Origin of the sequence: Brevundimonas sp. MYb52 (assembly GCF_002979535.1) — a bacterium.
Classification (GTDB): Bacteria; Pseudomonadota; Alphaproteobacteria; order Caulobacterales; family Caulobacteraceae; genus Brevundimonas.
Genome location: NZ_PCPB01000013.1, coordinates 74,623 through 99,464, shown reverse-complemented (window position 1 = coordinate 99,464; position 24,842 = coordinate 74,623). Strand labels below are relative to the sequence as shown.

Here is a 24,842-nt window from a genome sequence, read left to right as displayed (position 1 = left end):
GATTCAGGGTTTGGGGGTCCAGCCCAGGTCGCCGCTGATGGCGTTGGCGGCGTCGGTGACCGTCTTGGTCAGCTCGGCCATCCGGGCGTCGGACATGTATTGGGCGGCGGACGAGACGCTGATCGCGGCGACCACATGGCCGTCGACCGAACGGATCGGCGCAGCGACGCAGCGGACCTGATCCTCGTTTTCTTCCAGGTCGAAGGCGTAGCCCTTTTGCGCATAGCCGCGCATCCGCTCCATCCAGACCGCGCGGGCGGCGGAATCAAAGGCCGTGCCCTCGGGGGCGTAGAAATCGCTCCATTCCGGCTCGGACTTGTCGAGGATCAGCGCCTTGCCCAGACCGGTCGAGGCGATGGGGTGACGCTCCCCCAGGCGCGATCCGATGTTGACCCGACGCCGCCCTGGCACCTTGTCCAGATAGAGCGCGAAACGGCCGTCCAGCACGCCCAGATGGACCGTGTCGTCGGTCACCGCCGACAGATGTTCCAGATAGGGGCGCGCCACGCGCGGCAGATGCATCTGCTGGCTGGCGGCGTGGCCCAACTCCAGCAGCTTCGGGCCGAGGCTGTAGCCCTCGCGTGGGCGGAAGGACAGCAGGCGACGATCCACCAGGGCCGAGGCCAGGCGGTGGGTGGTGCTGCGCGTCAGCTCCAGCTTCTCGGACAGCTCGGCCAGCGGCAGGGAGCCGTCGATCAGCGCATCGATGACATCCAGACCACGCAGCAGGGTCTGGCTGCCGGAGGCCTTGACCCCGGTTTCCTCTTCGCCCTCGACTTGCTCGGTCTTGATTGACGTCATTCGTCCCATCTCGTAATCCTCATTCCCAGAATGTAGCAAAACACGCAAGCGGGCCGCTCAAATGGTTGGCAAGTTTGACGGGTCGCACGGAGGAACGCCAGTGAAATCCCGCATGATGGGAGCGGATTACCGTATTTCGGTGATTTGCCAATGAGCCGCCTGCCGAAAATCAAACACGTCCGCGCTTTCGTCGTGAAAAACGACGGAACCGGCGGCGGCGCCGACTATCACGATCAGGGCGACGGCCACTGGATCGACGATCACATCGCCACGCCGATGGCCAAGTACCCCGAGTACCGCCAGAGCCGCCGCAGCTTCGGCATCAATGTGCTGGGCACCCTGGTGGTCGAGATCGAGGCCGACAACGGCGTGGTCGGCTTCGCCGTCACGACCGGCGGCGAACCCGCCGCCTATATCGTCGAGAAGCATCTGGCCCGCTTCCTCGAAGGGCGCGATCCGTCCGAGGTCGAGAAGATCTGGGACCAGATGTATTTCTCCACCCAGTATTACGGCCGCAAGGGTCTGGTGGTGAACGCCATCTCCGGCGTCGATCTGGCGCTGTGGGACCTGCTGGGCCGCCTGCGTCAGGAGCCGGTCTTCGCCATGCTCGGCGGGCCGGTGCGCGACGAGCTGACCTTCTACGCCACCGGCGCACGCCCCGACAAAGCCAAGGAACTGGGCTTCATCGGCGGCAAGATGCCCCTGCACCACGGCCCGGCCGAGGGCGAGGAAGGCCTACGCAAAAACCTGGCCGAGCTTGAAGCTATGCGCAACGCCTGCGGCGACGACTTCTGGCTGATGTTCGACTGCTGGATGGCGCTGGACCTCAACTACGCCACCCGCCTGGCCCATGAAGCCCACAAGATGGGTCTGAAGTGGATCGAAGAGGCCCTGAGCCCCGACGACTACTGGGGCTATCAGGCGCTGAAGAAGAATGCCCCCAAGGGCATGCTGGTCACCACCGGCGAGCACGAGGCCACCCGCTGGGGCTTCCGCATGCTGCTGGAAATGGAATGCTGCGACATCATCCAGCCCGACGTGGGCTGGTGCGGCGGCGTGACCGAACTGATCAAGATTTCCGCCATGGCCGACGCCAAGGGCGTGCTGATGATCCCGCACGGGTCGTCCGTCTATTCCTACCACTTCGTCGTGACGCGCCATAACAGCCCGTTCGCCGAGTTCCTGATGATGGCCCCCGGCGCCGACGAGGTCGTGCCCATGTTCCATCCGCAGCTAATCGGCGAGCCCGTCCCCGTGAACGGCAAGCTGAAGGTTCCCGACACGCCCGGTTTCGGCGTCGAGCTGAACCGCGACATCGCCCTGCATCGCCCCTACGCCCGCTAAGAAGGCATACCCTATGAAACTCCTGCGTTATGGCCCTGTGGGCCAGGAAAAGCCCGGCGCCCTGGATGCCCAAGGTCGCATCCGCGACCTGTCCGGCGTCGTCGCCGACATCACCCCCGAGCAGTTGTGGGGCGAAGGCCTGGCCGCGCTGAAGGCGATTGATCCCGAGACCCTGCCCCTGGTCGAGGGCCAGCCGCGCTATGGCGTGCCGGTCAACGGCGTGCGCAAATTCATCGCCATCGGCCTGAACTTCGCCGACCACGCCGCCGAGTCCAACCTGCCCATCCCGGCGGAGCCCGTGGTCTTCACCAAGGCCGTCTCCTGCCTGACGGGCCCGAACGACACCGTTGTCATCCCTCGCGGCTCTGAGAAGACCGATTGGGAAGTCGAGCTTGGCATCGTCATCGGCCAGCGCGCCTCCTACGTCGAACAGGCCGACGCCCTGGACCACGTCGCGGGCTATGTCCTGATCAACGACGTATCGGAACGCGCCTTCCAGACCGAGCGCGGCGGCACCTGGGACAAGGGCAAGGGTTGCGACACCTTCGGCCCGGTTGGCCCCTGGATCGTCACCACGGATGAAGTCGGCGACGTCCAGAGCCTGGACATGTGGCTGGACCTCAACGGCAAGCGCATGCAGACCGGCAACACCCAGACCATGATCTTCGGCGTGGCCGAAATCGTCTCCTACGTCAGCCAGTTCATGACCCTGGAACCGGGCGACCTGATCACCACCGGCACGCCGCCCGGCGTCGGCCTGGGCCAGAAGCCCGAGCCCTTCTACCTCAAGGCCGGCGACGTGATGGAACTGGGCATCGAGAAACTGGGCAGCCAGCGCCAGTCGGTCGTCGCCTGGTCCAAGGACGTGGTCGCATGAGCGCCTATCAGGGACGTTTCACCGGCCGCACGGCCGTCGTGACGGGCGGCGCCTCGGGTCTGGGCAAGGCCTCGGCCGCCCGCATCGTCGCCGAGGGCGGCAAGGTCGTTCTCTGGGACCTCAACGCTGACGCGCTGAAAGCCGCCGCCGACGAAGTGGGCGCCACCGCCGTCGTGGCGCTGGACGTCTCCGACCCTGAGGCCGTCGAAGCCGCCGCCAGGACCTCGCATGAGGCTCTGGGTCGCATCGACATCCTGGTCGCCTCGGCCGGCATCACCGGCGCGACCGTGCCGGTGCACGAGTTCCCGCTCGACAGCTGGAAGCGCGTGGTCGACATCAATCTGAACGGCGTCTTCTACTGCTCGCGCGCCATTGTCCCCTACATGCTGGCCAACGACTATGGCCGCATCGTCAACGTGGCCTCGGTCGCGGGCAAGGAGGGCAACCCCAACGCCTCGGCCTATTCGGCGTCCAAGGCCGGGGTGATCGGCTTCACCAAGTCGCTGGGCAAGGAACTGGCCGGCAAGGGCGTCATCGCCAACAGCCTGACCCCCGCCACCTTCGAGAGCCCCATCCTGGCGCAACTGCCCCAGAGCCAGGTCGACTACATGCGCTCCAAGATCCCCATGGGCCGCTTGGGCGAAGTCGATGAAAGCGCCGCCATGGTCTGCTTCATGGCGTCCGAAGAATGCAGCTTCACCACCGCCTCGACGTTCGATACGTCGGGCGGCCGCACGACCTACTAGGAGCGCCGCAGGTGGGCCGCGACCTTCGCATCGTCGACTGCCACGTCCACCTGTGGGACCTGTCGCGCGCCCGCTATGGCTGGCTGCAAGACGATCCCCTGCCGAACAATCCGGCGGGGGACATGTCCCCGATCGCGCACCGCGACTACCTGCTGAAAGACTATCTGGCCGACACGACGAACTGGCGCGTGGACAAGATCGTCCACGTCGAGGCCGGCCAGCCGCGCGGTCATCAGTTGGCCGAAACCGACTGGCTTCAAGCCCTGGCCGACACCTACGGCTATCCCCACGGCATCGTCGCCGGCGCCGATCTGACCGATCCCGATCTGGACGCCCTGCTGGACGCTCACGCCGCCCGACGCAACGTCCGAGGCGTGCGCCAGATCGTCTGCTGGCACGCCGACCCTAAGAAGACCTACAATCCCGCCGATCCCCTGCAGGACCCTATATGGCGCGCGGGCTTCGGCAAGCTTGCGCGACACAGCCTGTCCTTCGACCTGCAGCTCTATCCGTCGCAGATGGCCAGCGCGGTCGAACTGGCCGACGCTCATCCCGACATTTCCTTGATCATCAACCACGCGGGCCTGCCGACCGACCGCGACGCCGAAGGCCTGGCGATCTGGCGCGCCGGGCTGAAGGCCCTGGCCGAGCGCCCGCAGGTCTCGATCAAGCTTTCCGGCCTCGGCATCACCGACCGCGCTTGGACGCCCGACAGCATCCGTCCCATCGTGCTGACCTGCATCGAGACCTTCGGGACGCACCGCGCCATGTTCGCCAGCGACTTCCCGGTCGAGCGGGTGCACGGCAGCTTCGACGCCTTCTATTCCGCCTTCGACGCCATCACCGCCGCCTTCTCGGCCGATGAGCGCGACCGCCTGTTCGCCGCCAACGCCGAGGCGATCTACCGCATCTGACCCCCATCATACGCCGAGCCCGCATCAAGACGGCGCCGGTCCCGAGGACGCTCAAGAGGACGACATGAGTATCGAAACCGACGCCGCCCACACCCCTGGGGGTCTTGCCTTCCCCGCCGGCAACCTACGCGGCCCGCTGGCCTTCGCCATCGGCTGCTTCCTGATCTGGGGCCTGGCCTATGGCCTGCTGGACGTGCTGAACAAGCATTTCCAGGAGACGCTCAGCATCAGCCAGGCGGACAGCTCGTGGCTGCAGATCGCCTATTTCGGCGCCTATCTTCTGCTCAGCCTGCCCGCCGGCATGTTGCTGAACGCGCGCGGCTACAAGTTCGGCATCGTCTCGGGCCTGGGCCTGACCGCCATCGGCGCCCTGCTCTTCATTCCGGCGGCTGACGCCGGCAGCTTCCTGCCCTTCGTCGGCTCCATGTTCGTCCTGGCGGCCGGCCTGTGCGTGCTGGAGACCTCGGCTGACACCTACGTCAACGTCCTGGGCGACCCAGCCAAGGCCTCGCAGCGCCTGAACCTGGCCCAGTCGTTCAATGCGCTCGGCGTCTTCATCGGTCCGATGATCGGCGGCGCGGTCTTCTTCAGCCCCTCGACCACCGAAGCTCTGGGCGGCGCCACCCGCTCGATCCAGATCGTCTATGGCCTGATCGCCGTCGCGGTCCTGGTCTTCGCCGCCGTCGTCTGGCGCGCCCGTCTGCCCGAAACTGGCCTGTCCGACCACGGCGCCGCTGTCGATGGCGACGCGCCCGCCAAGCCCCTGTCGCAACAACCACACTTCATCGCCGGCGTGGTGACCCAGGCCCTCTACATCGGCGCCCAGGTCGGCATCGGCGCCTACTTCATCAACCTGGTGACGCACAACTGGGCGGGCCTCAGCTCGCAGCAAGGCGCCTTCATGCTGTCGCTGGCCGCCATCGGCTATCTGGTCGGCCGCTTCGCCGCCACGGCCCTGCTGCTGAAGGTCAAGCCGCGCACCCTGCTGACCACCTATGGCGTCATCAACGTCATCCTGACGCTGATCGTCGCCGCCGGCATCGACAAGGTGTCGCCGATCGCCCTGATCGCCGTCTTCTTCTTCATGTCGACCATGTTCGCCACCATCTTCGCCCTGGGCACCACGGGCCTGGGGGTCCACACCAAGAAGGCCTCGTCCCTCATGGTCATGGCCATCGGCGGTGGCGTACTTTTGCCCTGGCCCATGGGCAAGCTGGCCGACCTGTACGGCGCCAACATCGCCTTCCTGCTGCCCGCCGCCTGCTTCGTGGTCGTGGCCTGGTATGGCTGGAAGGGCGCGGGTCTGGGCCTGAAGACGGAGGCCAACTGATGCGTCTGCGTTCCGCCCTGCTCGCCTTCACCCTGCTGGCCGGCCCCGTCACCTTTCCTCTGGGCGCCTGCGCCCAGACCGTCCAGCCCATCGCGGCGGTCGCTCCGACGGCCCCGATCGACCGACAAGCCCTGGCCCAGCGCCACAATGTAACGCTGACCGCCATCGACCGTCACGCCCCGGTCCAGCTGGGCAATGGCGATCTGGGCTTCACCGCCGACATCACCGGCCTGCAGACCTTCCCCGAGCAGTATTCGGAACTGGCCCCCCTGCTGACCATGGCCCAGTGGGCCTGGCACAGCTTCCCCAACCCCGAGGGCTATACCGAGGCCAACGGCCTGATCGAGGTCCCGGTCCCTGGTCGCGGCGAGCAGCCCTACGCCTGGATGAAGTCCTGGGCCGAGGCCGAGACCAACCCCGCCTACACCTGGCTGCGGGCCAATCCGCACCGCATCTCGCTCAGCCGCATCGGCCTGAGCTTCAACGACGGCCGCGCCCTGGACTTCGCCAAGGTGGCGAACACGCGTCAGACCCTGGACCTGTGGACCGGCGCCCTGACCAGCCGCTTCACCTATGACGGCCAGCCGGTCGAGGTCGTCACCCGCGTCCACCCCGAACTCGACATGGTCATGGTCGAGATCGCCTCGCCTCTGGTCGCGTCTCAGGGCCTGGGCGTTCAGGTCCGCTATCCCAGCGTGAACCCGGCCATCAACCCCGATCCGACCAGCTTCGACGGCGCGGGCGCCCAGAGCCTGGATGTCGTCGCTTTCGACACCGGCGACGTCCGCATTCGCCGCACCCTGGACGACACCACCTATTATTCCGGCATCACCGCCTCGGGTAAGATCGAGCAGAGCGGCGCCGACCGTTTCAGCGTCGTCGCCAATGGTCGTGACCGGCTGACCGTCATGGTCCGCTTCGACCAGCAGGCCGACACCACCAAGGCCCCCGCCTATTCCGCCAGCGTTCAGGCCGTGACCACGCACTGGAACGCCTTCTGGACGAAGGGCGGCGCCGTCGACTTTTCCGGCTCCACCGACCCGCGCGCCGCCGAGCTGGAGCGCCGCGTGGTGCTGTCGCAATACCTGTCGGCGGTAAACGGCGCGGGCGAACTGCCGCCGCAAGAAGAAGGCCTCTTCTCCAACTCCTGGTACGGCAAGTTCCATCTGGAGATGCACCCCTGGCACGCCGGCTGGCAGGCCATGTGGGGCCATCCCGAGATGCTGGAGCGCAGCCTGCCCTGGTATCTGGGCAACCTCGACAACGCCCGCGCCGAGGCCGCGCGTCACGGGGTCAAGGGCGCCTGGTGGCCCAAGATGGTGGGACCGGAAGGCCGCAACAGCCCCAGCCTCGTCTCCCCCTTCATCATGTGGCAGCAGCCGCACCCGATCCTGATGGCCGAACTGGTCTGGCGCTCTGAGAAGGACCTGGCGGTGCTGGCCCGCTACGACGAACTGGTCGCGGCCACCGCCGACCTGCTGGCCTCCTGGCCCATCGAGGCGAACGGCCGCCTGAACCTGGGCACGCCCCTGATCCCGGCTCAGGAAAACTATGATCCCCTGACCACGATCAACCCGACCTTCGAGGTCGAGTACTTCCGCTGGGCGCTGGAAACCGCGCAACAGTGGCGCATCCGTCAGGGCCAGGCCCGCCGCGCCGACTGGGATCAGGCGCTCGCGAAAATCGCCCCGCCGGCGATGAAGGACGGTCTCTATCTGCCGGTCGAAAGCGTGCCGGACTTCTGGGACACGGCCATGTCCGACGCCTGCCGCAAGCATGCGGCGGCGGCCCAGTGCAAGAACCGCGACCACCCCTCCTTCCTGATGGCTTACGGCTTCATCCCCGGCGCGCGGATCGACCCTGCCGCCATGCGCCGCACCTTCGAAGCGGTGGAGCAGAACTGGGACGTGCGCCAGACCTGGGGCTGGGACTTCCCGATGATGGCCATGACCGCCGCCCGCCTCGGCGAGCCGGAAAAGGCCGTCGACTGGCTGTTCGCGGATCTGAAGAACAATCAGTGGGGCGTCACCGGCATGACCCCGCGCGTCCACCTGGACGAGCACGCCGACGAACTGGTGCCGGTCTCCGCCGGAGCCGGCGGCGTCACCATGTCGGTCAACCCGGACGGCGCCGGCTATCGCCGCGCGGCCGAGACCTATTTCCCGTCCAACGGCTCGCTGCTGATGGCGGTCGGCCTGATGGCCGGCGGCTGGGACGGCTCGAGCGGCCACGCCCCCGGCTTCCCCAAGGACGGCTGGACGGTGCGGGTCGAAGGCCTGACCCCGGCCCCTTAAGTCGCACCACAACAAAGAGGAACGCCCTATGACGACGTCCCGCCGACTGGCTCTGAAGGCCCTGCTGGCCGCCCCCGCCCTGGGGGTCGCCGGCGTCGCCCACGCCCAGAGCGCCACCCCCGCGCCGCGCGCCGCCAACGGCCTGCAACCCGCCCTGCCCCCCGCTGGTCAGGTTCCGGCATGGCCTGCGCCCAACACCGCCCCCTCATCCACCCAGGACGTGCCCCATCAGCGCCCCACCTGGTCCGGCCCCGTGCCCGCCGACTGGGTGGACCAGCACACCGGCCACCGCATCCTGCGCCTGTCGCCCGATGGCGGCGGCGGCAAGCCTTACTTTTACAAGAACATGTTCCTGCCCTCGAAGGCCGGAAAGCCGGACCTGATGGTCATCACGACCCCTGAGGGCATCACCACGGTCAACCTGTCGACCTGGGCGCGCGAAGTCCTGGTCGCGGACACCAGGGCCGACCTGATGTTCACAGGCCGCCAGGGCCGCAATGTCTATTATTCGGTGACGGAGCCCAGCGAGGCCCAGCTGATGGACCGCGCCAAGACCCTCTATGTCATCGACGCCGACACCAAGCGCGTGCGCCGGATCGCCCGCATTCCCAATGGCCAGGTCAACTCGGTCAACGCCGATGAGACCCTGCTGCTGGGCTTCGTCGCCTATGACTCCCAGCCGCTTCAGCCCAATGTCGGCGACCCGCGCAACCGTCGCTTCGATCAGGCCGAGTACGCCGCCAACGGCCCGGACGGAAAGCCGCTGAACTTCGCCCGCGCCAAGGGCGTGCGGATGCTGCAACGCTGGGCCGCCCGCTATCCGATGGAGATCTTCGTCATCGACATGGCGACCGGCGAGCGCCGTGTGATCCACAAGACCAATGAGTGGATCGGCCATACCCAGTTCTCGCCCACCGATCCCGACCGCATCATCTTCTGCCACGAAGGCCCCTGGCACCGGGTGGACCGGATGTGGACGATGAAGATCGACGGCTCGGATCTGCGCAAGACCCACACCCGGACCATGAATTTCGAGATCTTCGGCCACGAATGGTTCAGCCCCGACGGCAAGCAGATCCTCTATGACCTGCAGACCCCGCGCGGTCAGGTCTTCTGGGTCGCCTCGGTCGATCTGGAGACGGGCAAGCGCGTCTATCGCCGGGTCGAGCAAAACGACTGGTCGGTCCACTTCAATGTCTCGCCGGATGGCCGAATGTTCGCCGGCGACGGCGGCGACGGCGACATGGTGGCCCATGCCCCGGACGGCAAATGGATTGTCCTTTTGCGCCCAGAACCCATCGTCGACGAGGACCCGTCCAGCGACAAGGACGACCAGATCAGCGTCGAGTATCTGCGCTCTGAACGGATCGTGGACCTGTCCAACCACGACTACCGGCTGGAGCCCAACCTGACCTTCACGCCCGACGGCAAATGGATCGTCTTCGTCTCCAACATGCACGGCAAGAACCACGTCTATGCCGTCGAGGTGGCCCGCGCCGCCTGAGCGGGCGCCCTGCCCCGCGCCCGAAGGCCCCGGAGACCGCCGGGGCCTTTTCTGATGGTGACGCCCGACTGGAACAGCTCGCACAGACCAATACCGTCGTTCCGCCATTCGAAATTACATCCCACAGAGCCCTTCTTGATCGAGAAACTGAGCTGCGCTGGCCGCAAATCCGCGACCATCAGATAGAGCTATCCGATTGCGCAGAAAGGTGATTTTCTCAGATCGGTTCGCTGCTCGATCGAACGCTGACATCACGCTGTTGCAAAAAGCGGGAAGCTATTGCAAGAAGTGACACGCGCCGCATCCAACTATGCGCGACGCCATACCAACAAATGACACCGGTGCCACTGGCTTCGGTGCGGGGAGAGAAACATGGAACGGCCCTTCCACCACGCCCGGACTCTGTGCATCGCCAGCGTGTCGGCGACCGCCCTGCTGTGGGCTGCGCCCGCCGCCTTCGCTCAAGACGCCCAGCCGACCGCCGCTGAGCCCGAAGCCGCCACCACCGTCGATGAGATCGTCGTCACCGGCTACCGCTCCAGCCTGCAACAGGCGCTGAACATCAAGCGCCGCGAGGCCGGCGCCGTGGACGCCATCTTCGCCGAAGACATGGCCGACTTCCCCGACCAGAACCTGGCCGAAGCCATCCAGCGCCTGCCCGGCGTGACCATTGAACGCGTCAACGGCCAGGGCACCACCATCTCGGTGCGCGGCCTGGGCGGCGACTTCACCCGCACCCGCATCAACGGCCTGGAAGCCCAGGCGGCCTCGGGCGGCAACCGCAACCGCAGCTTCGACTTCTCGATGTTCGCGTCCGAGCTGTTCAACAGCATCAAGGTCCGCAAGACCCAGTCGGCCGAGATCGAGGAAGGCTCGCTGGGCTCAACCGTCGACCTGCAGACCGGCCGTCCGCTGGACTTCTCGCGCAGCGGCCTGAACTCCGCCCTCTCGGTCCAGGCCTCGTACAACGACCTGTCGGAAAAGACCGTGCCACGCACCGCTGGCCTGTTGAGCTGGTCCAACGACAGCAAGACCTTCGGCATCCTGGGCTCGATCGCCTATTCCGAGCGTTCGCCGATCCTCGAGAGCTTCAACACCACGCGCTGGCAGAAGGGTGATCCGACCAAGGCCTATGGCGTGGGTCAGAACTTCGGCGGCTGCGTCCCCTGCACGACCGAGGCTCAGCGCACCGAACTGCTGAACGCCTTCTATCCGCGCATCCCGCGCTACACCTTCGGCAACACCCAGGAAGATCGTCTGGGCCTGACCGGCGCCCTGCAATGGCGCCCCAGCGACCGCACCGAGGTCGTTCTGGACCTGCTGTGGTCGCGCCTGAACTCGGAACTGGAGAGCCCCAACGTCGAGGCCTGGGCCTTCAGCCGCGCCGCCGTCAACAATGTCATCGTGCGCGACTACGCCATCGACGCCGGCAAGAACGCCCTGTCCTACGGCGTGTTCGACAACATGCTGGTGCGCTCGGAAAACGGCTTCACCCGCAACGAGAGCACTTTCGCCCAGGCCTCGCTGAACATCCGTCACGACTTCACCGACCGCCTGCGCGGCAACATGAAACTGGGCCTCAACAAGTCCGAGGCCCGCACGCCGATCAACGTCACCTACGCCTTCGAACAGGCGGGCGTGAACGGCTACACCATCGACTTCCGCGGCAATGACCGCATGCCGATGATCAACTACGGCTACGACATCACCTCGGGCAAGGACTTCACCCTGGTCCAGGGCACCCGCAGCACCAGCGGCGGCGACTTCGACAACAATGTCTTCGCCGGCGCCCTGGAATACGACTGGACCCCGTCGATCACGCTCAAGGGCGGCGGCGAATATCGCACCTACGGCTTCAGCACCTGGGGCGTGTCCCGAGCCGCGACAGCCACCGCCGGCGCCGACCGTATCACCGGCGTCGACGCCCTGGGCAAGATCGTCAGCATCGACGGCAAGATCGGCGTCCCGGCCGGGTCGAGCATGAACTTCATCGTGCCCGACATCTCGAAGATCAACGACTTCCTCAGCGTCTATAACGCCCCGTTGGTCTCGAACCGCAGCGAGCGTGAAGTCGACGAAACGGACAAGGGCCTCTTCGTCCAGGCCGACTTCAACACCGAGGTCGCCAATATGACGGTGCGCGGCAACGTGGGCGTCCGCTACGCCCAGACCGAGGTCGAGTCCAAGGGCTGGCAGACGGTCACCACGCCGGCTGGTCCGACCTATAACTACGTCACCGCCACCAATGACTACGACGACGTCCTGCCGTCGTTCAACCTGGCCATCGAACCGCGCGACGACCTTGTCATCCGCCTGGGCGCCGCCAAGGTGATGTCGCGGCCTTCGCTGGGCGATCTGACGCCCGGCGGCGGCGTGTCGCCGACCACGCGCACCGTCTCCTACGGCAACCCCCTGCTGGATCCGTTCCGCGCCACCAACTACGATCTGTCGGTCGAGTGGTACTTCCAGAACGAGGGCCTGCTGGCCGCCGCTGTCTTCTACAAGGACATCGACAGCTTCATCGTTTCCAAGACCGACGCCGTCGTCTGGAGCGATCTGGGCCTGCCCGACGAACTGCTGCAAGGCGCGGCGCGTCCGACCGACGTCTTCCAGGTCACGCGCAAGCTTAACGGCGAAGGCGGCTCGCTGCACGGTCTGGAAATCCAGTATCAGCAGCCCTTCACCTTCCTGCCGGGCGTCTGGTCGAACTTCGGCTTCATCGGCAACTTCACCTATGTCGACTCGGAAGTGGACTATGGCGCATCGGGCAAGAACCGCCTGACGGGTTCGTCGAAGAACACCTACAACACGACGCTGTATTACGAGGACGGCCCCTTCCAGGCCCGTATCTCGGCCGCCTATCGCAGCCCCTATCTGATGTCCTACCCGGGCAGCAACGGCAACTCGGAAGAGGGCATGAACGCGACGACCAACATCGACGCCTCCATGTCCTACGCCTTCACCGACAACCTCACCGTCTCGCTGGAAGGCATCAACCTGACCGACGAATACAACAATCGCTACGTCGACGAGACGGACCGCGTGTCCGACTACCGTCACACCGGCCGCGAGGTCGCTATCGGATTGCGCTGGAAATACTGATCTTCCTCCCTGAACCTTTCAGTGCATGACTTGGCCCGGAGCGTTTCGCTCCGGGCCTTTTTTTGTCCTGTCAGGCAGTAAAAAGCCCCGACGCCTGAGGCGCCGGGGCGATGAGTTTCTGACGCGATGTCGCCCCTTACAGCCCGACCACCCCGCGCGACGCCGTGACCTTCGGTCCCGTGCCGTCCAGGGTGTCGATCTTGCAGTCGCTGAAGCGCCAGTTGTCAGCATTGGCGATGCTGCCCGCCTCGCGCACGTCCCAGTCCAGCCGGTCGAAGGTGAAGTCGCGCAACGGCGCCTCCTCATAGGCGGCGGCTTCAAAGCCGATCTTGCCGCCCACCGCCTTGATGTCCGACAGGCGCACGTCGCGAATGCGAGGGATGCCCTGCTCGCGCGGCACCGGGGTCGCCAGGGCGCGCCAGTAGTCGGGAATGTCGGTGATCCCCGCCGGGATCTGAGCGTAGGAATAGTTCGGGTACCAGTTCAGATTGACCCGGAACAGGGTCGCCACGTCCTGCAGGTGGATGTTCTTCAGGGCGATGTTGTTGATGACCCCGCCGCGCGTGTGGCCAGACTTGAAGAAGATGCCCAGAGGCACAGGGTACTCGATCCTCAGGCCCGACACCTCGATATCCTCGAACCCGCCCGAGGTCTCGCTGCCGAAGGTCATGCCGGCGTGGGCGTCGCGCACCACACAGTCCCGGATCTTCACCTGGCGACAGGGCCGCGCCACCCGCAGCCCGTCCCAGTCGCGCCCGGCCTTGATGCACAGGGCGTCGTCGTTGACCGCGATGTCGCAGCGCTCGACCAGCACCCGCTCAGAGGAGTCGATATCGACGCCGTCGGTCGAGGGGCCGCGTCCGCCCAGGTTGTTGCGGATGATCAGATCCGACACCTTCACATCGCGCGAATAGCAGACATGGACGGTCCAGAAGCCCGACCGCGCCAGGTTCAGCCCCGACACCTCGACCGCCTCGGAGTCATAGACATGAATCAGGCGCGGGCGGCGGCAGTCATAGTCGGCGGCCCAGCGCAGGTCCTTGGGGTCATAGTCGCGGCGCATGGCCCAATAGCTGTCCCAGAAGACCTTGCCGTCGCCGTCCACCAGACCCTCGCCGGTGATCTTGGCGTTCTTCTCGCGATAGATGTTCAGCAGGCCCGCCGGCCACTCCATCTCGATCCCGGCGACGCGGGTGCGGACCATGGGATAGGCGGCGATGTCGCGCAGCCCCTTGATCGTCGCGCCGCGCCCGATCAACAGGGTGACGTTCGACTTCACGAACAGCGAACCTGACAGATAGACGCCGGGCTTCAACACCACCGTCCCGCCGCCCGCGCCCGCCGCCGCGTCGATGGCGGCCAGGATCGGGCGGGTGTTGATAGTCTCGCCGTCGCCGACCGCGCCAAAGTCAGCCGCGTCGAACATCCGCCCCGTCGTCTGGGCGAAGGCGGGCGGCGCAGCGGTGGCGATGGCCCCAGTCAGGCCGAGTTGCAGCAGGGAGCGGCGATGCATGGGCGTTCCTCAATATACTGGCCGCCTTGAACGACGGCGTCTTGTCGCGGTTCACCGGTGTCATTCCGGCTTGCGCTGCTCAGTCACCATTTTATGGTATGGAAGAGCAAATAGTGAAACCCCAAACCTAACGGGGTTCGTACCGGAGAGAACGCCTGTGACGCTACGCCGCGCCGTGCCGACGATTGCCGCCATCCTGCTGGGCAGCACCGTCCTGACCTCTCCAGCGCTCGCCCAGTCGGCGGCGGGTCAAGCCTGGACGCCGCAGTCCAACCCGGGCGTCGAGGCCGAATGGCTCACCGCCAAGCCGCGCCCCGACCTGAACTTCCGCGCCGACGCCCGCCCCTCGCGCGAACAGACCATGGCGGCGGTCGAATATGTCGCCTCGTCCCAGATCAAGGACATGGCGCAGCGTCCGCTCGCCCTGTCCACCGGCAGCAACCTGACGCAGATGTCGTCCAACTGGGTCGCCGCCACCTTCTATATCGGCGCGGCGCGACTGGCCCGCGTGTCCGACGATCCCGAGACCCTGCGCTTCCTGACGGCGGTGGCCGAGCACTATAACTACAGTCTGCGCGGTGCCCGTTCCGGCCCGACCATGCTGAACGCCGACGACCAGACGATCGGCGACCTCTACCTCGAGCTCTATTCGCGCCGGGGTCAGGACGGGGTGCTGATGCCGCTGCGCCAGCGGCTGGACTACATGGTCCCGCACCTGAACCGCACGACCGAGAGCGAGGCTTCGATCTGGTGGTGGGCCGACGCCCTCTACATGGCGCCGCCGGTGCTGGCGCGCATGTCGGCGGTGACCGGCGATCCCAAATACATCCGCGCCATGGACAAGGAGTTCCGCCGCACCATCGACCGCCTGTGGGTGCCCGAACAGCGCCTCTTCCTGCGCGACCAGCGCTTCGAGGGCCGCAAGGAAGCCAACGGCCAGCCCATCTACTGGTCTCGCGCCAACGGCTGGGTCATGGGCGGCCTGGCCCGCACCCTGGAGGCCATGCCCGCCGACTTCGAAGGCCGTCAGGACTACGTGGACATCTTCCAGGCCATGGCCGGGCGCATCCGCGAACTGCAACAGGACGACGGCCTGTGGCGCGCCAGCCTCTTGGCCCCCGACCTCTATCCTCAGGCCGAGACCTCGGGTTCGGTCTTCTACGTCTACGCCATGGCCTGGGGCATCAACCACGGCCTGCTGGACCGCGCCGTCTATGAGCCCGCCGCGCTCAAGGGCTGGGCCGCCCTGAACCGCCACGTCCTGCCCAACGGCCTGGTCGGCGCGACGCAGAAGACCGGCGATATGCCCGTGGCGACCGATCCCAACGAGGTCGGCCTCTACACCACCGGAACCTATCTGATGGCCGGCCTTGAGATCGCCGACCTGAACGGCGCACAGAAAAGCCTGCCCCTGGCCGAGCCCGCGCGCGACACGCCCGCCGTCATCGCCGCCACCACCCCGACGCCCCCCGCCCCTGTCACCGTCGTCGGCGAGGCCGAGATCAAGCGTCGCGCCGAGGAGATGCACGCCACCCGCGCCCTCTCCTATGACCCTACCGTCCTGGGCCGCCCCGCCGAGGTCGAACGGCTGACCCCGCCGCCCGCCGATCAGCAGCAGCCTCGGGCCGTAGTCCGCTTCGCGCCCGACCGTCTGGACGATCTGCTGTGGGAGAACGACCGCGTCGCTCACCGCATCTACGGCCCGGCGCTGGAGGCGCGCGAAGCGCCCTCGGGCTCTGGCGTCGATGTCTGGGCCAAGCGCGTGCGCTATCCCTACATGGACCGCCAACTGCGCTTCCCCAACTACCACGTCGATCGCGGCGAGGGCCTGGACTACTACGACGTCGGGCGTGGTCGCGGCTCGGGCGGTCTGGGGATCTGGTTCGAGAACAAGCTGTGGACCAGCCGCAACTTCTCGACCTACCGCATCGAGGAAACCGGCGGCGACGAGGCCCGCTTCAGCGTCGACTACCGCCCCTGGCCCGTCGATGTGGCTCGCAAGGTCTGGGAGACGCGCGACTTCTCCCTGCCGCTGGGCTCCAACTTCACCCGCATGACCTCGACCCTGAACTCGGACACCACCGAGCCCCTGATCGTCGGCATCGGCATCTCCAAGCGCCGCAACGCCGCCGGGGCCGGCGCCGTCACCCGCGACGCCGCCAACGGCCGCCTGATGTTCTGGGAGCCCGCCAACCCCGAGCACGGCTCCATCGGCATCGCCATCGCCATCGACCCGGCCCTGGTCGAGGGCTTCGCCGAGGACGCCGACAACTATCTGATCCTAGTGCGGGTCACGCCGGGCCAGCCCTTCACCTACTACATGGGCTCCGCCTGGGACGGCGGCCTGGACTTCAAGACTCGCGAAGCCTGGGAAAGCTACACCGTCGGCCAGACCTTCCAATTCTAGCCGCCGCCTGGGCCCGAAGCGCCGGCTTCGGGCCCAGGAAAGCCCTCTCGGTTCAAGCTAACAACGAAATGTGATTTCGTGCGTTGGGCATCCGGGCGAGGAGGCTTTCATGGCGAACCCATTCACAACCCTGGCCGTCGCAGGACGTGTCGCGGCCTGCGCTCTGACCTGTTCAGCGCCGACCGCCTGGGCCGGGCAGACGCAGGATACTGCACGCCCCGCCCTGTTCATCGCTGGCGCCGCCCTCATCGACCCCGCCGCCGGCTCGACGTCGTCGCCGCAGGACATCCTGATCCTGGCGGGGAGGATCGCGGCCATCACCCCCGCAGGCGCCGCCCGACCGCCCGAGGGCGCGACGCGCATCGACGCCTCGGGGCGCTTCGCGATGGCCGGGTTGATCGACGTTCACGCCCACCTTGGCGAAGGCGGCGTCTTGCCGAGCGATGAGACGACCCGCGCTCGCGCCTTGCGGCAATTCCTACGCTACGGCGTCACCAGCCTCTTCATTCCTGGCGCGACCGGGGCCAATGACGCCGAGTTTTCACCGCTGCGGGAGCATTGTCGAACAACGGCGGGTCAATGCCCCGACCTCCAGGGCGCCGGCTCCCTCATCACCGCGCCGGGCAGCCACCCGATCTCGACCATCTTCAACATGCCGGCGGATACGCCCCCCGCCGTGCTGGAAGCCCTGGGCGTCACCATGCTGACCCCCGACGCCGACATCGATCGGTTGATGGACGCCAAGAAGGCGGCGGGCGTGGACGCCATCAAGATCGTCATCGAAGACGGCCCGCCGCCCTGGTATCCCAAGCCCCGTCTGAGCGACGCCCAGATCCGCCGGCTTGTCTCCGCCGCCCACGCCCGGTCGCTGCGGGTCTTCGCCCATATCAGCACTTCGGAGCATGTGCGCATCGCGCTCGACGCGGGGGTCGACGGCGTCATGCATGGGCCGACCGATCGCTTGCCGGACGATCTGGTGCGGCGCATGGCCGAACAGAAGATGACCCTGGTTACGACCTTCGCCCTTTATGACGGCATCCTCACCTGGGCGCGGGGCCAACGCGAGACGGACCCCTACGCCCTGGCCGGCGTGGAGCCCTCGGCGGTCGAAAGCCTGACGGCTCCGCCCTTCCTCGCCGCCGCGGCCGAGGACGAAACGACGGCGCTCGGCTACCTGGCCAAGGCCGCAGACAATCTGAAGCGGGCGGCGGCGGCGGGCGTTCCCATCGCCCTGGGCACGGATGTCGGCAATCCCTTCGTCTTCCCCGGCTACGCGGCGCACGAGGAACTGTCCTGGATGGTGCGCGCGGGCCTCAGCCCCGCTCAGGCCCTGCAGGCCGCCACCCTCGGCGGCGCCGCCTTCCTGGACCGCCAGGATCAGGTCGGCCGCCTGGCGCCGGGCTATCGCGCCGACATCCTGCTGCTGGCCGACAATCCCCTGCTGAAGATCGAGAACAGCCGCCGCATCGTCGCCGTCATCGCCGACGGCGCCCGCGTGGAAGGCGTGGTGTCGGCCGCGCCCTGACCCGTGCGCCTAGCGCTCGCCCTGGCATCTGACCACGTCGCCTGAATCCCCGAAGACCGTGCAGCGGCTTCGACAGATGCATCATGGCGACCCCGGAGGGACTCCAACCCCCGACCTCGGCTTTAGGAAAGCCTTGCTCTATGCAGCTGAGCTACGGGGCCGTTGCGTCGTCCCTAGCGGCTCGCGGCGATCAGGGAAAGACGTCGCCCCCGACTTATCCACCCGGCAAGAAACTCCTAGCGATTAATCCTCGTTAAGCTACAATATCTTGTAGGGAACAAATCCTGAATCGGGCCGTGTCGCTGATTCGGTCATGATTCGTTTCGTGCCCGTTCCAGGCGCCGGAAAGCATCTGTTCATTATTGGCGCCCTTCAGCGGTTTCGCTTGAGAAACCCGCCCCCCTTCTCCACCTTGAACCCGACATGAGTGATCGTTCCGCAGGTCTGGCCCCATCGCGCGTTACGGCGATCCTGGGGCCCACCAACACCGGCAAGACCCATCTGGCGGTCGAGCGGATGCTCGGTCACGCCTCGGGCATGATCGGCCTGCCGCTGCGCCTCCTGGCGCGCGAGATCTATGAGCGGATCGTCAAGCAGCGCGGGGCCGCCGCCGTCGCCCTGATCACCGGCGAGGAGAAGATCGTCCCGCCGCGCCCGGCCTATTTCGTCTGCACCGTCGAGGCCATGCCGCTGGAGCGTCAGGTCGAGTTCCTGGCCGTCGATGAAATCCAGCTGGTCGCCGACCCGGAACGCGGCCACGTCTTCACCCAGCGCCTGCTGCACGCGCGCGGTCGGTTCGAGACCATGTTCCTGGGGGCCGGGACCATGGCCCCGCTGATCCGCGCCCTGGTCCCTGACGCCGAGATCATCACGCGCGAGCGCCTGTCCACCCTGTCCTATGCCGGGTCCAAGAAGCTGACCCGCCTGCCGCGCCGCAGCGCCGTCGTCGCCTTCTCGACCGAGCAGGTCTACGCCATCGCCGAGCTGCTGCGCCGCCAACGCGGCGGGGCCGCCGTGGTCATGGGCAGCCTCAGCCCCCGCACGCGCAACGCCCAGGTCGAGCTGTTCCAGTCGGGCGAGGTGGACTTCCTGGTCGCCACCGACGCCATCGGCATGGGGCTGAACATGGATGTCGACCATGTCGCCTTTGCCGGCCTGAGGAAGTTCGACGGCACCCGCACCCGCTGGCTGCACGCGCCCGAGATCGGCCAGATCGCCGGGCGCGCCGGCCGCCACCTGCGCGACGGCACCTTTGGCGTCACCGGCGAGGCCGATGAGCTGGACGAGGACATCCTCGAACAGGTGGTCAGCCACCGCTTCGATCCGGTCGAGGCCGCCGAGTGGCGCCACGGGCGGCTGGACTTCGACACCCTGCCCGACCTGCTGCGCTCGCTGACCGTGTCGCCCAACCGCTTCGGCCTGCGGCTGACCGCCCAGGCTCTGGACGAGACCCTGCTGCGCCGCTTCGCCGCCGACGACGACGTCAAGAAGGTCGCCCGTTCTCGCGGCGCCCTGATGCGGCTGTGGGAGACCTGCCAACTGCCGGATTTCCAGAAGACGACGCTGGACGAACACGCCCGCCTGTCGAAGGAGATCTTCACCGCCCTGACCAGCCGTCGCGGGCGTCTGACCGAGGACTGGGTCGCCCCGCGCTTCAATGATCTGGACCGCGACGACGGCCAGATCGACCAGCTGTCAGCGCGTCTCTCGGGGGTGCGGACCCTGGCCTATATCGCCAACCGCCCCGACTGGATGGATCAGGCCCAGGGCTGGCGTGACAAGACCAAGGCGCTGGAGGAGCGGCTGTCCGACGTCCTGCACGAACGGCTGACGGCGCGCTTTGTCGACCGGCGCACCACCGCCCTGATGCGTGCGCTGAACGTGCGATCTGACACCATCGCAGGCGTCGCCGACGACGGTGAGGTGACGGTCGAGGGCGAGGTGGTCGGCCATCTGGAGGGGGTCCATTTCACCCCCGACGCGGGCGGCTCGGCCCTGGCCGATCGGGCGCTGCGACAGGCCGCGACCCGCGCCGTGGGGCCGGAGATCGCGCGGCGTCTCGGCAAGCTGGCGGCCGAAGCCGATGCCGCCTTCAGCCTCATTCCCAATCCGCGTTCGGGCGGCGGCGACGTCCTGTGGAAGGGCGCTTTGACGGCCCGGATCATCAACGATGATCCCTTTGCCCCGCGCGTGCGGCTGCTGGGCGACCTCGGCCCGGTCCCGGCGCGCGAGCGGGCGCAACGACGCATCGAGGCCTGGCTGGCGTCCGAGGCCGGGCGCGCCCTTCGCGATTTGCGCCGTCTGCGTCAGGCGGTGGACAGCGGGGCCCTGACCGGCCTGCCGCGCGGCCTGGCCTTCCGCCTGATCGAGGCGGGCGGCGTCATTCCGCGCGCCGAGATCGAGCGTGATCTGGCCGCGCTGAGCCAGCACGAGCGGCGCACGGTCAAGACCTTCGCCATCCGCATCGGCGCCCACTCCGTCTGGCTGCCCGGCGCGCTCAAGCCCCGCGCCCGGCTGCTGGCCCAGGCCTTTGTCGTCGAGCCTTTCCGTCCCGACGGCGAGGCCCTGCTGCCCTCGCCCTCGCCCACGCCATCGCCGCGTGCGCTTTCCGCCTTCGGTCGCCGCGCGGTCGGCTCATGGACCGCCCCGGTCGAGGCGCTGGAACGCTTCGCCGACCTGTCGCGCGCGGCGGGCAAGGCGCCCCCCAAGTCGGGCCTGCCGGAAGAGGCCCTGAGCGAACTGGGCTGGACCACTGAACAGGCGAAACAGGTTCAGGCCGCGCTGCGCCTGCCCCGCGCCGACAAGGCCACACGTCCCGGAAAGCCCGCGCCGCCGCCCAAGGATTCGCCCTTCGCCGCCCTGGCCCAGTTGACCCAGCCGCCCGCGCCCCCGCGCCGCAAGCGCCGCCCGAGGCGCAAGGCCGCCTCCGCGTGAAGCCCGCTCCCGAGGCTGCGCAAAGCTGCCGCATCGACCTGTGGCTATGGCGCGCCCGCTTCGCCAAAACCCGCAGCCTGGCCGCCGATATGGTCGAGCGCGGCGCCATCCGCCTGACCCACCGAGGCGTCCAGACCCGCCTCGACAAGCCCAGCCGCAGCGTCCACCCCGGCGACGACATCCTGTTCGCGCAAGGGGGAAGGCTGGTCGCCGTGCGCGTGCTCCATCTAGGCGAAAGGCGCGGCCCTCCCGAGGAAGCCCGCGCCCTTTACCTTCTATTGGACTGAACGGGGCTCAAGCCGCGCGACGCGCGTTAGCCCAAAAGACGTGCCTCAGCCCTGCTTCACGAACTCGCCTTCGATATGCAACTCCACCTCGTCCGATACACCCGGCAGGGCGTAGGTGATGCCGAAATCCGAACGCTTGATGGTGGCCTCGCCGTCGAAACCAGCCTTGTAGCCGCCGCGCGTCTGACCAGCCTGGTTGAACTCGACCTCCATCGTCACAGGCTTGGTCACGCCACGCAGGGTCAGTTCGCCGTGCACGACAGCCTCGTTCGGCTCGCTCGGGTCGATCATGATGTGGACCGAGCGGAAGGTGGCGACCGGGTGGTTGGCGCTGTCAAAGAAGTCCGCCGTCTGCAGGTGGCGTTTCAACCCGTCATCGTTCGGGGCCACGTCGGTCAGGGGAATGCTTGCCGTCAGGGTTGAAGCCGACGGATTGGCGGGGTCCAGCGTCAACTCGGCCGAGACATTGACGAACTGGCCATAATATTTCGAAAAGCCCAGATGATCGACCGACCAGGTGATCTTGCCGTGGCTGGCATCCAGCTTGTAGGCGCCCGCCTGGACCTCGGCGGGGACGCGAGTCATGGCCGACTGAGCGACCACCGCGCCGCCCGCCAGCAGGCTGAACGCGAGGGCGCCGACGAGAGCGGTGCGAGGAGCGAAACGCATGAAGACGTCCTTTCAGAGCTAATCTGTAATCCAATCAGATACGGATTGAAGCCCCCCCGTCAAGCCGAGGCGGCGCTATCGCGACAGCGCCCTCGGTTGACAGTTGGTTCCGACGGGGCCATTTGCCCGCCCTCGACCCTGATTGCGCCAGAGAGCCCGCCCGACCGCCATGACCTACATCGTCACCGACGCCTGCGTGAAATGTAAGTTCATGGACTGTGTCGAGGTCTGCCCGGTGGACTGCTTCTACGAGGGCGAGAACTTCCTGGTCATCGCCCCTGACGAGTGCATCGACTGCGGCGTCTGCGAGCCGGAATGCCCCGTCGACGCCATCGTCCCCGACACCGAGGACGAGCCGGACGGCAAGTGGCTTCAGGTCAACGCCGAATACGCCAAGACCTGGCCCAACATCACCGTGAAGGGCACGCCCCCCGCCGACCGCGAGCAGTATGAACGCGAGACCGGCAAGTTCGAGAAATACTTCAGCACCAAGCCCGGCAAGGGCTCCTAAGACCTGAACACAATCCGGTCACAAAGTGCCGGAACCTCTCAGTCGTCCTGTGGATGTTTTGAGATTTCCTAATTTTATGATAGGTTCCTCCCTATTCGAAACGGGCGGTTCCGCAGTCATGCGCGCCGCCCGCGTTTGCGACAGTCCCCCGCCGAACAGACGGGGTCGGCCAGAGGTTCGGTGATCCGCTTTCGCTTCTGATGTGTGACCTGACCGCCCAACCGACGGAACCAGTTTCCGGCGGCGGGGTTGTTTTCGCCCATCAGCTACGCTCAGCGCCTCGCCTGGCCCCTGTTCCGGGAAAGGAATGACATGACGAGCAAGACCGGTCTGGAATTCAAGGTTGGCGATGCGGTGGTCTATCCCGCGCACGGCGTCGGCAAGGTGGCCGCCATCGAGACTCAGGAAGTCGCCGGCATGTCGCTGGAGGTCTATGTCGTGACCTTCGACCATGAAAAAATGACCCTGCGCGTCCCGACCAAGAAGGCCAAGACCGCTGGTCTGCGCACCCTGGCCGCCGACGACACCGTCACCAAGGCCCTGACGACCCTCAAGGGCCGCGCCCGCGTCAAGCGCACCATGTGGTCGCGTCGCGCCCAGGAATACGAAGCCAAGATCAACTCGGGCGACCTGATCTCGATCGCCGAGGTGGTTCGCGACCTGCACCGCGCCGACACCCAGCCGGAACAGTCCTATTCGGAGCGTCAGCTCTATGAATCGGCCCTGGACCGCATGGCCCGTGAAGTCGCCGCCGCCAACCGCATCGACAAGGACGCCGCCGTCGCCCTTCTCGCCAAGTCGCTGAGCGCCAAGAAGCCGGTCCCGACCGCCGCCGAACTGGCCGCCGCCGAGGCCGAGGCCGAAGCCGCCTGATCCGCGGCGACAGACGGATACGACAAAGGCCCGGCGGAAACGCCGGGCCTTTTTCTATGGGCGACGCATCACCGGCGTTCAGCCTCAGAAATACTCCGCCCCCGCCGGGCACTGGGCGGCCAGACGGCGCGCGGTGATGCTGGCCGGGATATAGGGGGTGCCGCGCATCAGTTGCGCGCCGCCGTTAAAGGTGAAGCTCTCGGCCTGATAGGTTCCATTCAGGCGCACATTGACCCGACGGCCCTTCTTGTCCTGACAGCTTCCTTCGAAGCGGGCGCGGCCGTCGCCGACCTGACGTGTCGGATAGGTGCATTTCCAGCGGTTGGTCGACAGGCCGCCGAAGAAGCGGTTGATCTCGCTGGGGCGGACGCACTTCTGCTCGGTGTCGCGGCTGCCCAGGGCGCTGGTGGTGTATTCCCAGTATCCGGGCAGGACCGGCTGGGTCGGCGCCGCCGTTTGGGCCTGGGGCGCGGCGGCCGGCGCGCCCAGCATGACGGCGCCCGCCACGACGGGGGCGGCCACAGCCAGAATGCGGGCGAACGAAACAGGCAGCGTCTTCATGGTAAGCAGCTTCCGATAGGTCTTCATGCGATCCTCTCTATAGCAGGTCGTTGAACGCGGGCTGAACGATGACGATCCCCGGCGGTCATCCTCGCTTCAATCCCCAGCCTGACTCGACTCCAGCCTTGACGGCCTCCGAGTCATTCCTCTATACGGCCCCCTCTCTCGCAGGGGTCCGCCCGCTGCGTGCACCTGTTTCATGCGTCCGCACACGTCTCGCGGATGTGACCTTGAGGATCTTAAGATGTCGCGTCGTTGCGAACTCACGGGTATCGGCCCGATGGTCGGCCACAATGTGAGCCACTCGAACATCAAGACCAAGCGCCGCTTCCTGCCGTCGCTGAAGACGGTCAAGGTGGCTTCCGAGTCGCTGGGCCAAACCTTCTCGCTGCGGATCTCGAACGCCGCCCTGCGCACCCTCGACTACAAGGGCGGCCTGGACGCCTTCATCGTCAAGGCTCGCGACGAAAAGCTGTCGGTCGCCGCCCTGCGCATCAAGCGCCAGGTCAAGGCCAAGCTGGCTGAGCAGACCGCCGCTTAATCAGCGCCGTCTGACACGATTTGAAGAGGCCGGTGGAAACGCCGGCCTTTTTCTTTGCGCGCTTGCCGGCGGAGGCTACGGTCCCCCGACCTCTGCCGGAGCCGCCGCC

The 24,842-nt window shown here is 66.9% G+C and carries 19 protein-coding genes and 1 tRNA gene; 15 read left to right on the top strand and 5 right to left on the bottom strand.

Annotation, left to right across the window (positions count from 1 at the left end):
- Positions 1-3: 3 nt before the first annotated feature.
- The gene (locus tag CQ039_RS13525; protein ID WP_105564355.1) at positions 4-801 is read right to left on the bottom strand and encodes an IclR family transcriptional regulator; all 798 of its coding nucleotides are present in this window, start codon (positions 799-801) and stop codon (positions 4-6) included.
- Between the two features lie 150 nt (positions 802-951).
- On the opposite strand from CQ039_RS13525, the gene rhmD reads away from it, so the two are divergent.
- The 8 genes from rhmD (at position 952) to CQ039_RS13485 (ending at position 12,912) form a co-directional block, all read left to right on the top strand.
- Positions 952-2,145 (top strand): L-rhamnonate dehydratase, encoded by a 1,194-nt coding sequence (rhmD, locus tag CQ039_RS13520; protein WP_105564356.1) that lies wholly within the window; start codon positions 952-954, stop codon positions 2,143-2,145.
- 13 nt (positions 2,146-2,158) lie between these two features.
- Complete coding sequence (locus CQ039_RS13515) at positions 2,159-3,022, top strand: fumarylacetoacetate hydrolase family protein (protein ID WP_105564357.1); 864 nt, start codon at positions 2,159-2,161, stop codon at positions 3,020-3,022.
- Complete coding sequence (locus tag CQ039_RS13510) at positions 3,019-3,768, top strand: SDR family NAD(P)-dependent oxidoreductase (RefSeq protein ID WP_105564358.1); 750 nt, start codon at positions 3,019-3,021, stop codon at positions 3,766-3,768. Before CQ039_RS13515 ends, CQ039_RS13510 begins: the two co-directional genes overlap by 4 nt.
- 11 nt (positions 3,769-3,779) lie before the next feature.
- Positions 3,780-4,682: an amidohydrolase gene (locus CQ039_RS13505; protein WP_105564359.1), complete on the top strand. Its 903-nt coding sequence runs from the start codon at positions 3,780-3,782 to the stop codon at positions 4,680-4,682.
- A 64-nt stretch (positions 4,683-4,746) separates the two neighbouring features.
- Positions 4,747-6,012, top strand: a complete 1,266-nt coding sequence (locus CQ039_RS13500; RefSeq protein ID WP_105564360.1) for a sugar MFS transporter — start codon at positions 4,747-4,749, stop codon at positions 6,010-6,012.
- A complete protein-coding gene (locus CQ039_RS13495) occupies positions 6,012-8,306 on the top strand; it encodes a hypothetical protein (protein WP_199183654.1) in 2,295 nt (764 codons plus the stop codon). Before CQ039_RS13500 ends, CQ039_RS13495 begins: the two co-directional genes overlap by 1 nt.
- A 28-nt stretch (positions 8,307-8,334) precedes the next feature.
- Positions 8,335-9,810 (top strand): oligogalacturonate lyase family protein, encoded by a 1,476-nt coding sequence (locus CQ039_RS13490; RefSeq protein WP_105564361.1) that lies wholly within the window; start codon positions 8,335-8,337, stop codon positions 9,808-9,810.
- 372 nt (positions 9,811-10,182) lie between these two features.
- Entirely contained in the window at positions 10,183-12,912 is a 2,730-nt protein-coding gene (locus CQ039_RS13485; RefSeq protein WP_105564362.1) for a TonB-dependent receptor, read from the top strand.
- A 136-nt stretch (positions 12,913-13,048) separates the two neighbouring features.
- Here CQ039_RS13485 and CQ039_RS13480 read toward each other — a convergent pair whose 3' ends face one another.
- Complete coding sequence (locus tag CQ039_RS13480; RefSeq protein ID WP_105564363.1) at positions 13,049-14,425, bottom strand: glycoside hydrolase family 28 protein; 1,377 nt, start codon at positions 14,423-14,425, stop codon at positions 13,049-13,051.
- A 157-nt stretch (positions 14,426-14,582) separates the two neighbouring features.
- On the opposite strand from CQ039_RS13480, the gene CQ039_RS13475 reads away from it, so the two are divergent.
- Positions 14,583-16,832 (top strand): glycoside hydrolase family 88 protein, encoded by a 2,250-nt coding sequence (locus CQ039_RS13475; protein WP_233190299.1) that lies wholly within the window; start codon positions 14,583-14,585, stop codon positions 16,830-16,832.
- Positions 16,833-16,941: 109 nt separating this feature from the next.
- Positions 16,942-18,357 carry an amidohydrolase family protein gene (locus tag CQ039_RS13470; RefSeq protein ID WP_105564365.1) on the top strand — a complete coding sequence of 472 codons (1,416 nt, stop codon included), beginning with the start codon at positions 16,942-16,944 and terminating at the stop codon, positions 18,355-18,357.
- A gap of 84 nt (positions 18,358-18,441) precedes the next feature.
- Here the strand turns inward: CQ039_RS13470 and CQ039_RS13465 are convergent.
- Positions 18,442-18,518 (bottom strand) — tRNA-Arg (locus CQ039_RS13465).
- Between the two features lie 262 nt (positions 18,519-18,780).
- Between CQ039_RS13465 and CQ039_RS13460 the strand changes: the two genes are divergently transcribed.
- Both CQ039_RS13460 and CQ039_RS13455 read left to right on the top strand, forming a co-directional pair.
- Entirely contained in the window at positions 18,781-21,291 is a 2,511-nt protein-coding gene (locus CQ039_RS13460) for a helicase-related protein (RefSeq protein WP_105564366.1), read from the top strand.
- Positions 21,288-21,578, top strand: coding sequence for an RNA-binding S4 domain-containing protein (locus tag CQ039_RS13455; RefSeq protein ID WP_105564367.1), 291 nt, complete (start codon positions 21,288-21,290; stop codon positions 21,576-21,578). The genes CQ039_RS13460 and CQ039_RS13455 overlap by 4 nt, the downstream gene beginning before the upstream one ends.
- A gap of 45 nt (positions 21,579-21,623) precedes the next feature.
- On the opposite strand, the gene CQ039_RS13450 is transcribed toward CQ039_RS13455, so the two are convergent.
- Complete coding sequence (locus tag CQ039_RS13450) at positions 21,624-22,247, bottom strand: YceI family protein (RefSeq protein WP_105564368.1); 624 nt, start codon at positions 22,245-22,247, stop codon at positions 21,624-21,626.
- Between the two features lie 169 nt (positions 22,248-22,416).
- On the opposite strand from CQ039_RS13450, the gene fdxA reads away from it, so the two are divergent.
- Both fdxA and CQ039_RS13440 read left to right on the top strand, forming a co-directional pair.
- Positions 22,417-22,758 carry a ferredoxin FdxA gene (fdxA, locus tag CQ039_RS13445; RefSeq protein WP_105564369.1) on the top strand — a complete coding sequence of 114 codons (342 nt, stop codon included), beginning with the start codon at positions 22,417-22,419 and terminating at the stop codon, positions 22,756-22,758.
- 312 nt (positions 22,759-23,070) lie between these two features.
- Positions 23,071-23,631, top strand: coding sequence for a CarD family transcriptional regulator (locus CQ039_RS13440; RefSeq protein WP_105564399.1), 561 nt, complete (start codon positions 23,071-23,073; stop codon positions 23,629-23,631).
- Positions 23,632-23,715: 84 nt separating this feature from the next.
- Here CQ039_RS13440 and CQ039_RS13435 read toward each other — a convergent pair whose 3' ends face one another.
- Positions 23,716-24,219: a DUF3617 family protein gene (locus CQ039_RS13435; protein ID WP_105564370.1), complete on the bottom strand. Its 504-nt coding sequence runs from the start codon at positions 24,217-24,219 to the stop codon at positions 23,716-23,718.
- 217 nt (positions 24,220-24,436) lie between these two features.
- Here CQ039_RS13435 and rpmB point away from each other — a divergent pair, with 217 nt between their 5' ends.
- The gene (gene rpmB, locus CQ039_RS13430; RefSeq protein WP_105564371.1) at positions 24,437-24,733 is read left to right on the top strand and encodes a 50S ribosomal protein L28; all 297 of its coding nucleotides are present in this window, start codon (positions 24,437-24,439) and stop codon (positions 24,731-24,733) included.
- Positions 24,734-24,842: the final 109 nt, after the last annotated feature.

What these genes read in the sequence shown, in the direction of transcription:
- CQ039_RS13525 (WP_105564355.1), bottom strand. Translation starts at nt 801, where the DNA reads ATGACGTCAATCAAGACCGAGCAAGTCGAGGGCGAAGAGGAAACCGGG.
- CQ039_RS13450 (WP_105564368.1), bottom strand. Translation starts at nt 22,247, where the DNA reads ATGCGTTTCGCTCCTCGCACCGCTCTCGTCGGCGCCCTCGCGTTCAGC.
- CQ039_RS13435 (WP_105564370.1), bottom strand. Translation starts at nt 24,219, where the DNA reads ATGAAGACCTATCGGAAGCTGCTTACCATGAAGACGCTGCCTGTTTCG.
- CQ039_RS13470 (WP_105564365.1), top strand. Translation starts at nt 16,942, where the DNA reads ATGGCGAACCCATTCACAACCCTGGCCGTCGCAGGACGTGTCGCGGCC.
- CQ039_RS13515 (WP_105564357.1), top strand. Translation starts at nt 2,159, where the DNA reads ATGAAACTCCTGCGTTATGGCCCTGTGGGCCAGGAAAAGCCCGGCGCC.
- CQ039_RS13495 (WP_199183654.1), top strand. Translation starts at nt 6,012, where the DNA reads ATGCGTCTGCGTTCCGCCCTGCTCGCCTTCACCCTGCTGGCCGGCCCC.
- CQ039_RS13485 (WP_105564362.1), top strand. Translation starts at nt 10,183, where the DNA reads ATGGAACGGCCCTTCCACCACGCCCGGACTCTGTGCATCGCCAGCGTG.
- rhmD (WP_105564356.1), top strand. Translation starts at nt 952, where the DNA reads ATGAGCCGCCTGCCGAAAATCAAACACGTCCGCGCTTTCGTCGTGAAA.
- CQ039_RS13440 (WP_105564399.1), top strand. Translation starts at nt 23,071, where the DNA reads ATGACGAGCAAGACCGGTCTGGAATTCAAGGTTGGCGATGCGGTGGTC.
- CQ039_RS13510 (WP_105564358.1), top strand. Translation starts at nt 3,019, where the DNA reads ATGAGCGCCTATCAGGGACGTTTCACCGGCCGCACGGCCGTCGTGACG.
- fdxA (WP_105564369.1), top strand. Translation starts at nt 22,417, where the DNA reads ATGACCTACATCGTCACCGACGCCTGCGTGAAATGTAAGTTCATGGAC.
- CQ039_RS13500 (WP_105564360.1), top strand. Translation starts at nt 4,747, where the DNA reads ATGAGTATCGAAACCGACGCCGCCCACACCCCTGGGGGTCTTGCCTTC.
- CQ039_RS13480 (WP_105564363.1), bottom strand. Translation starts at nt 14,425, where the DNA reads ATGCATCGCCGCTCCCTGCTGCAACTCGGCCTGACTGGGGCCATCGCC.
- CQ039_RS13460 (WP_105564366.1), top strand. Translation starts at nt 18,781, where the DNA reads ATGAGTGATCGTTCCGCAGGTCTGGCCCCATCGCGCGTTACGGCGATC.
- rpmB (WP_105564371.1), top strand. Translation starts at nt 24,437, where the DNA reads ATGTCGCGTCGTTGCGAACTCACGGGTATCGGCCCGATGGTCGGCCAC.
- CQ039_RS13490 (WP_105564361.1), top strand. Translation starts at nt 8,335, where the DNA reads ATGACGACGTCCCGCCGACTGGCTCTGAAGGCCCTGCTGGCCGCCCCC.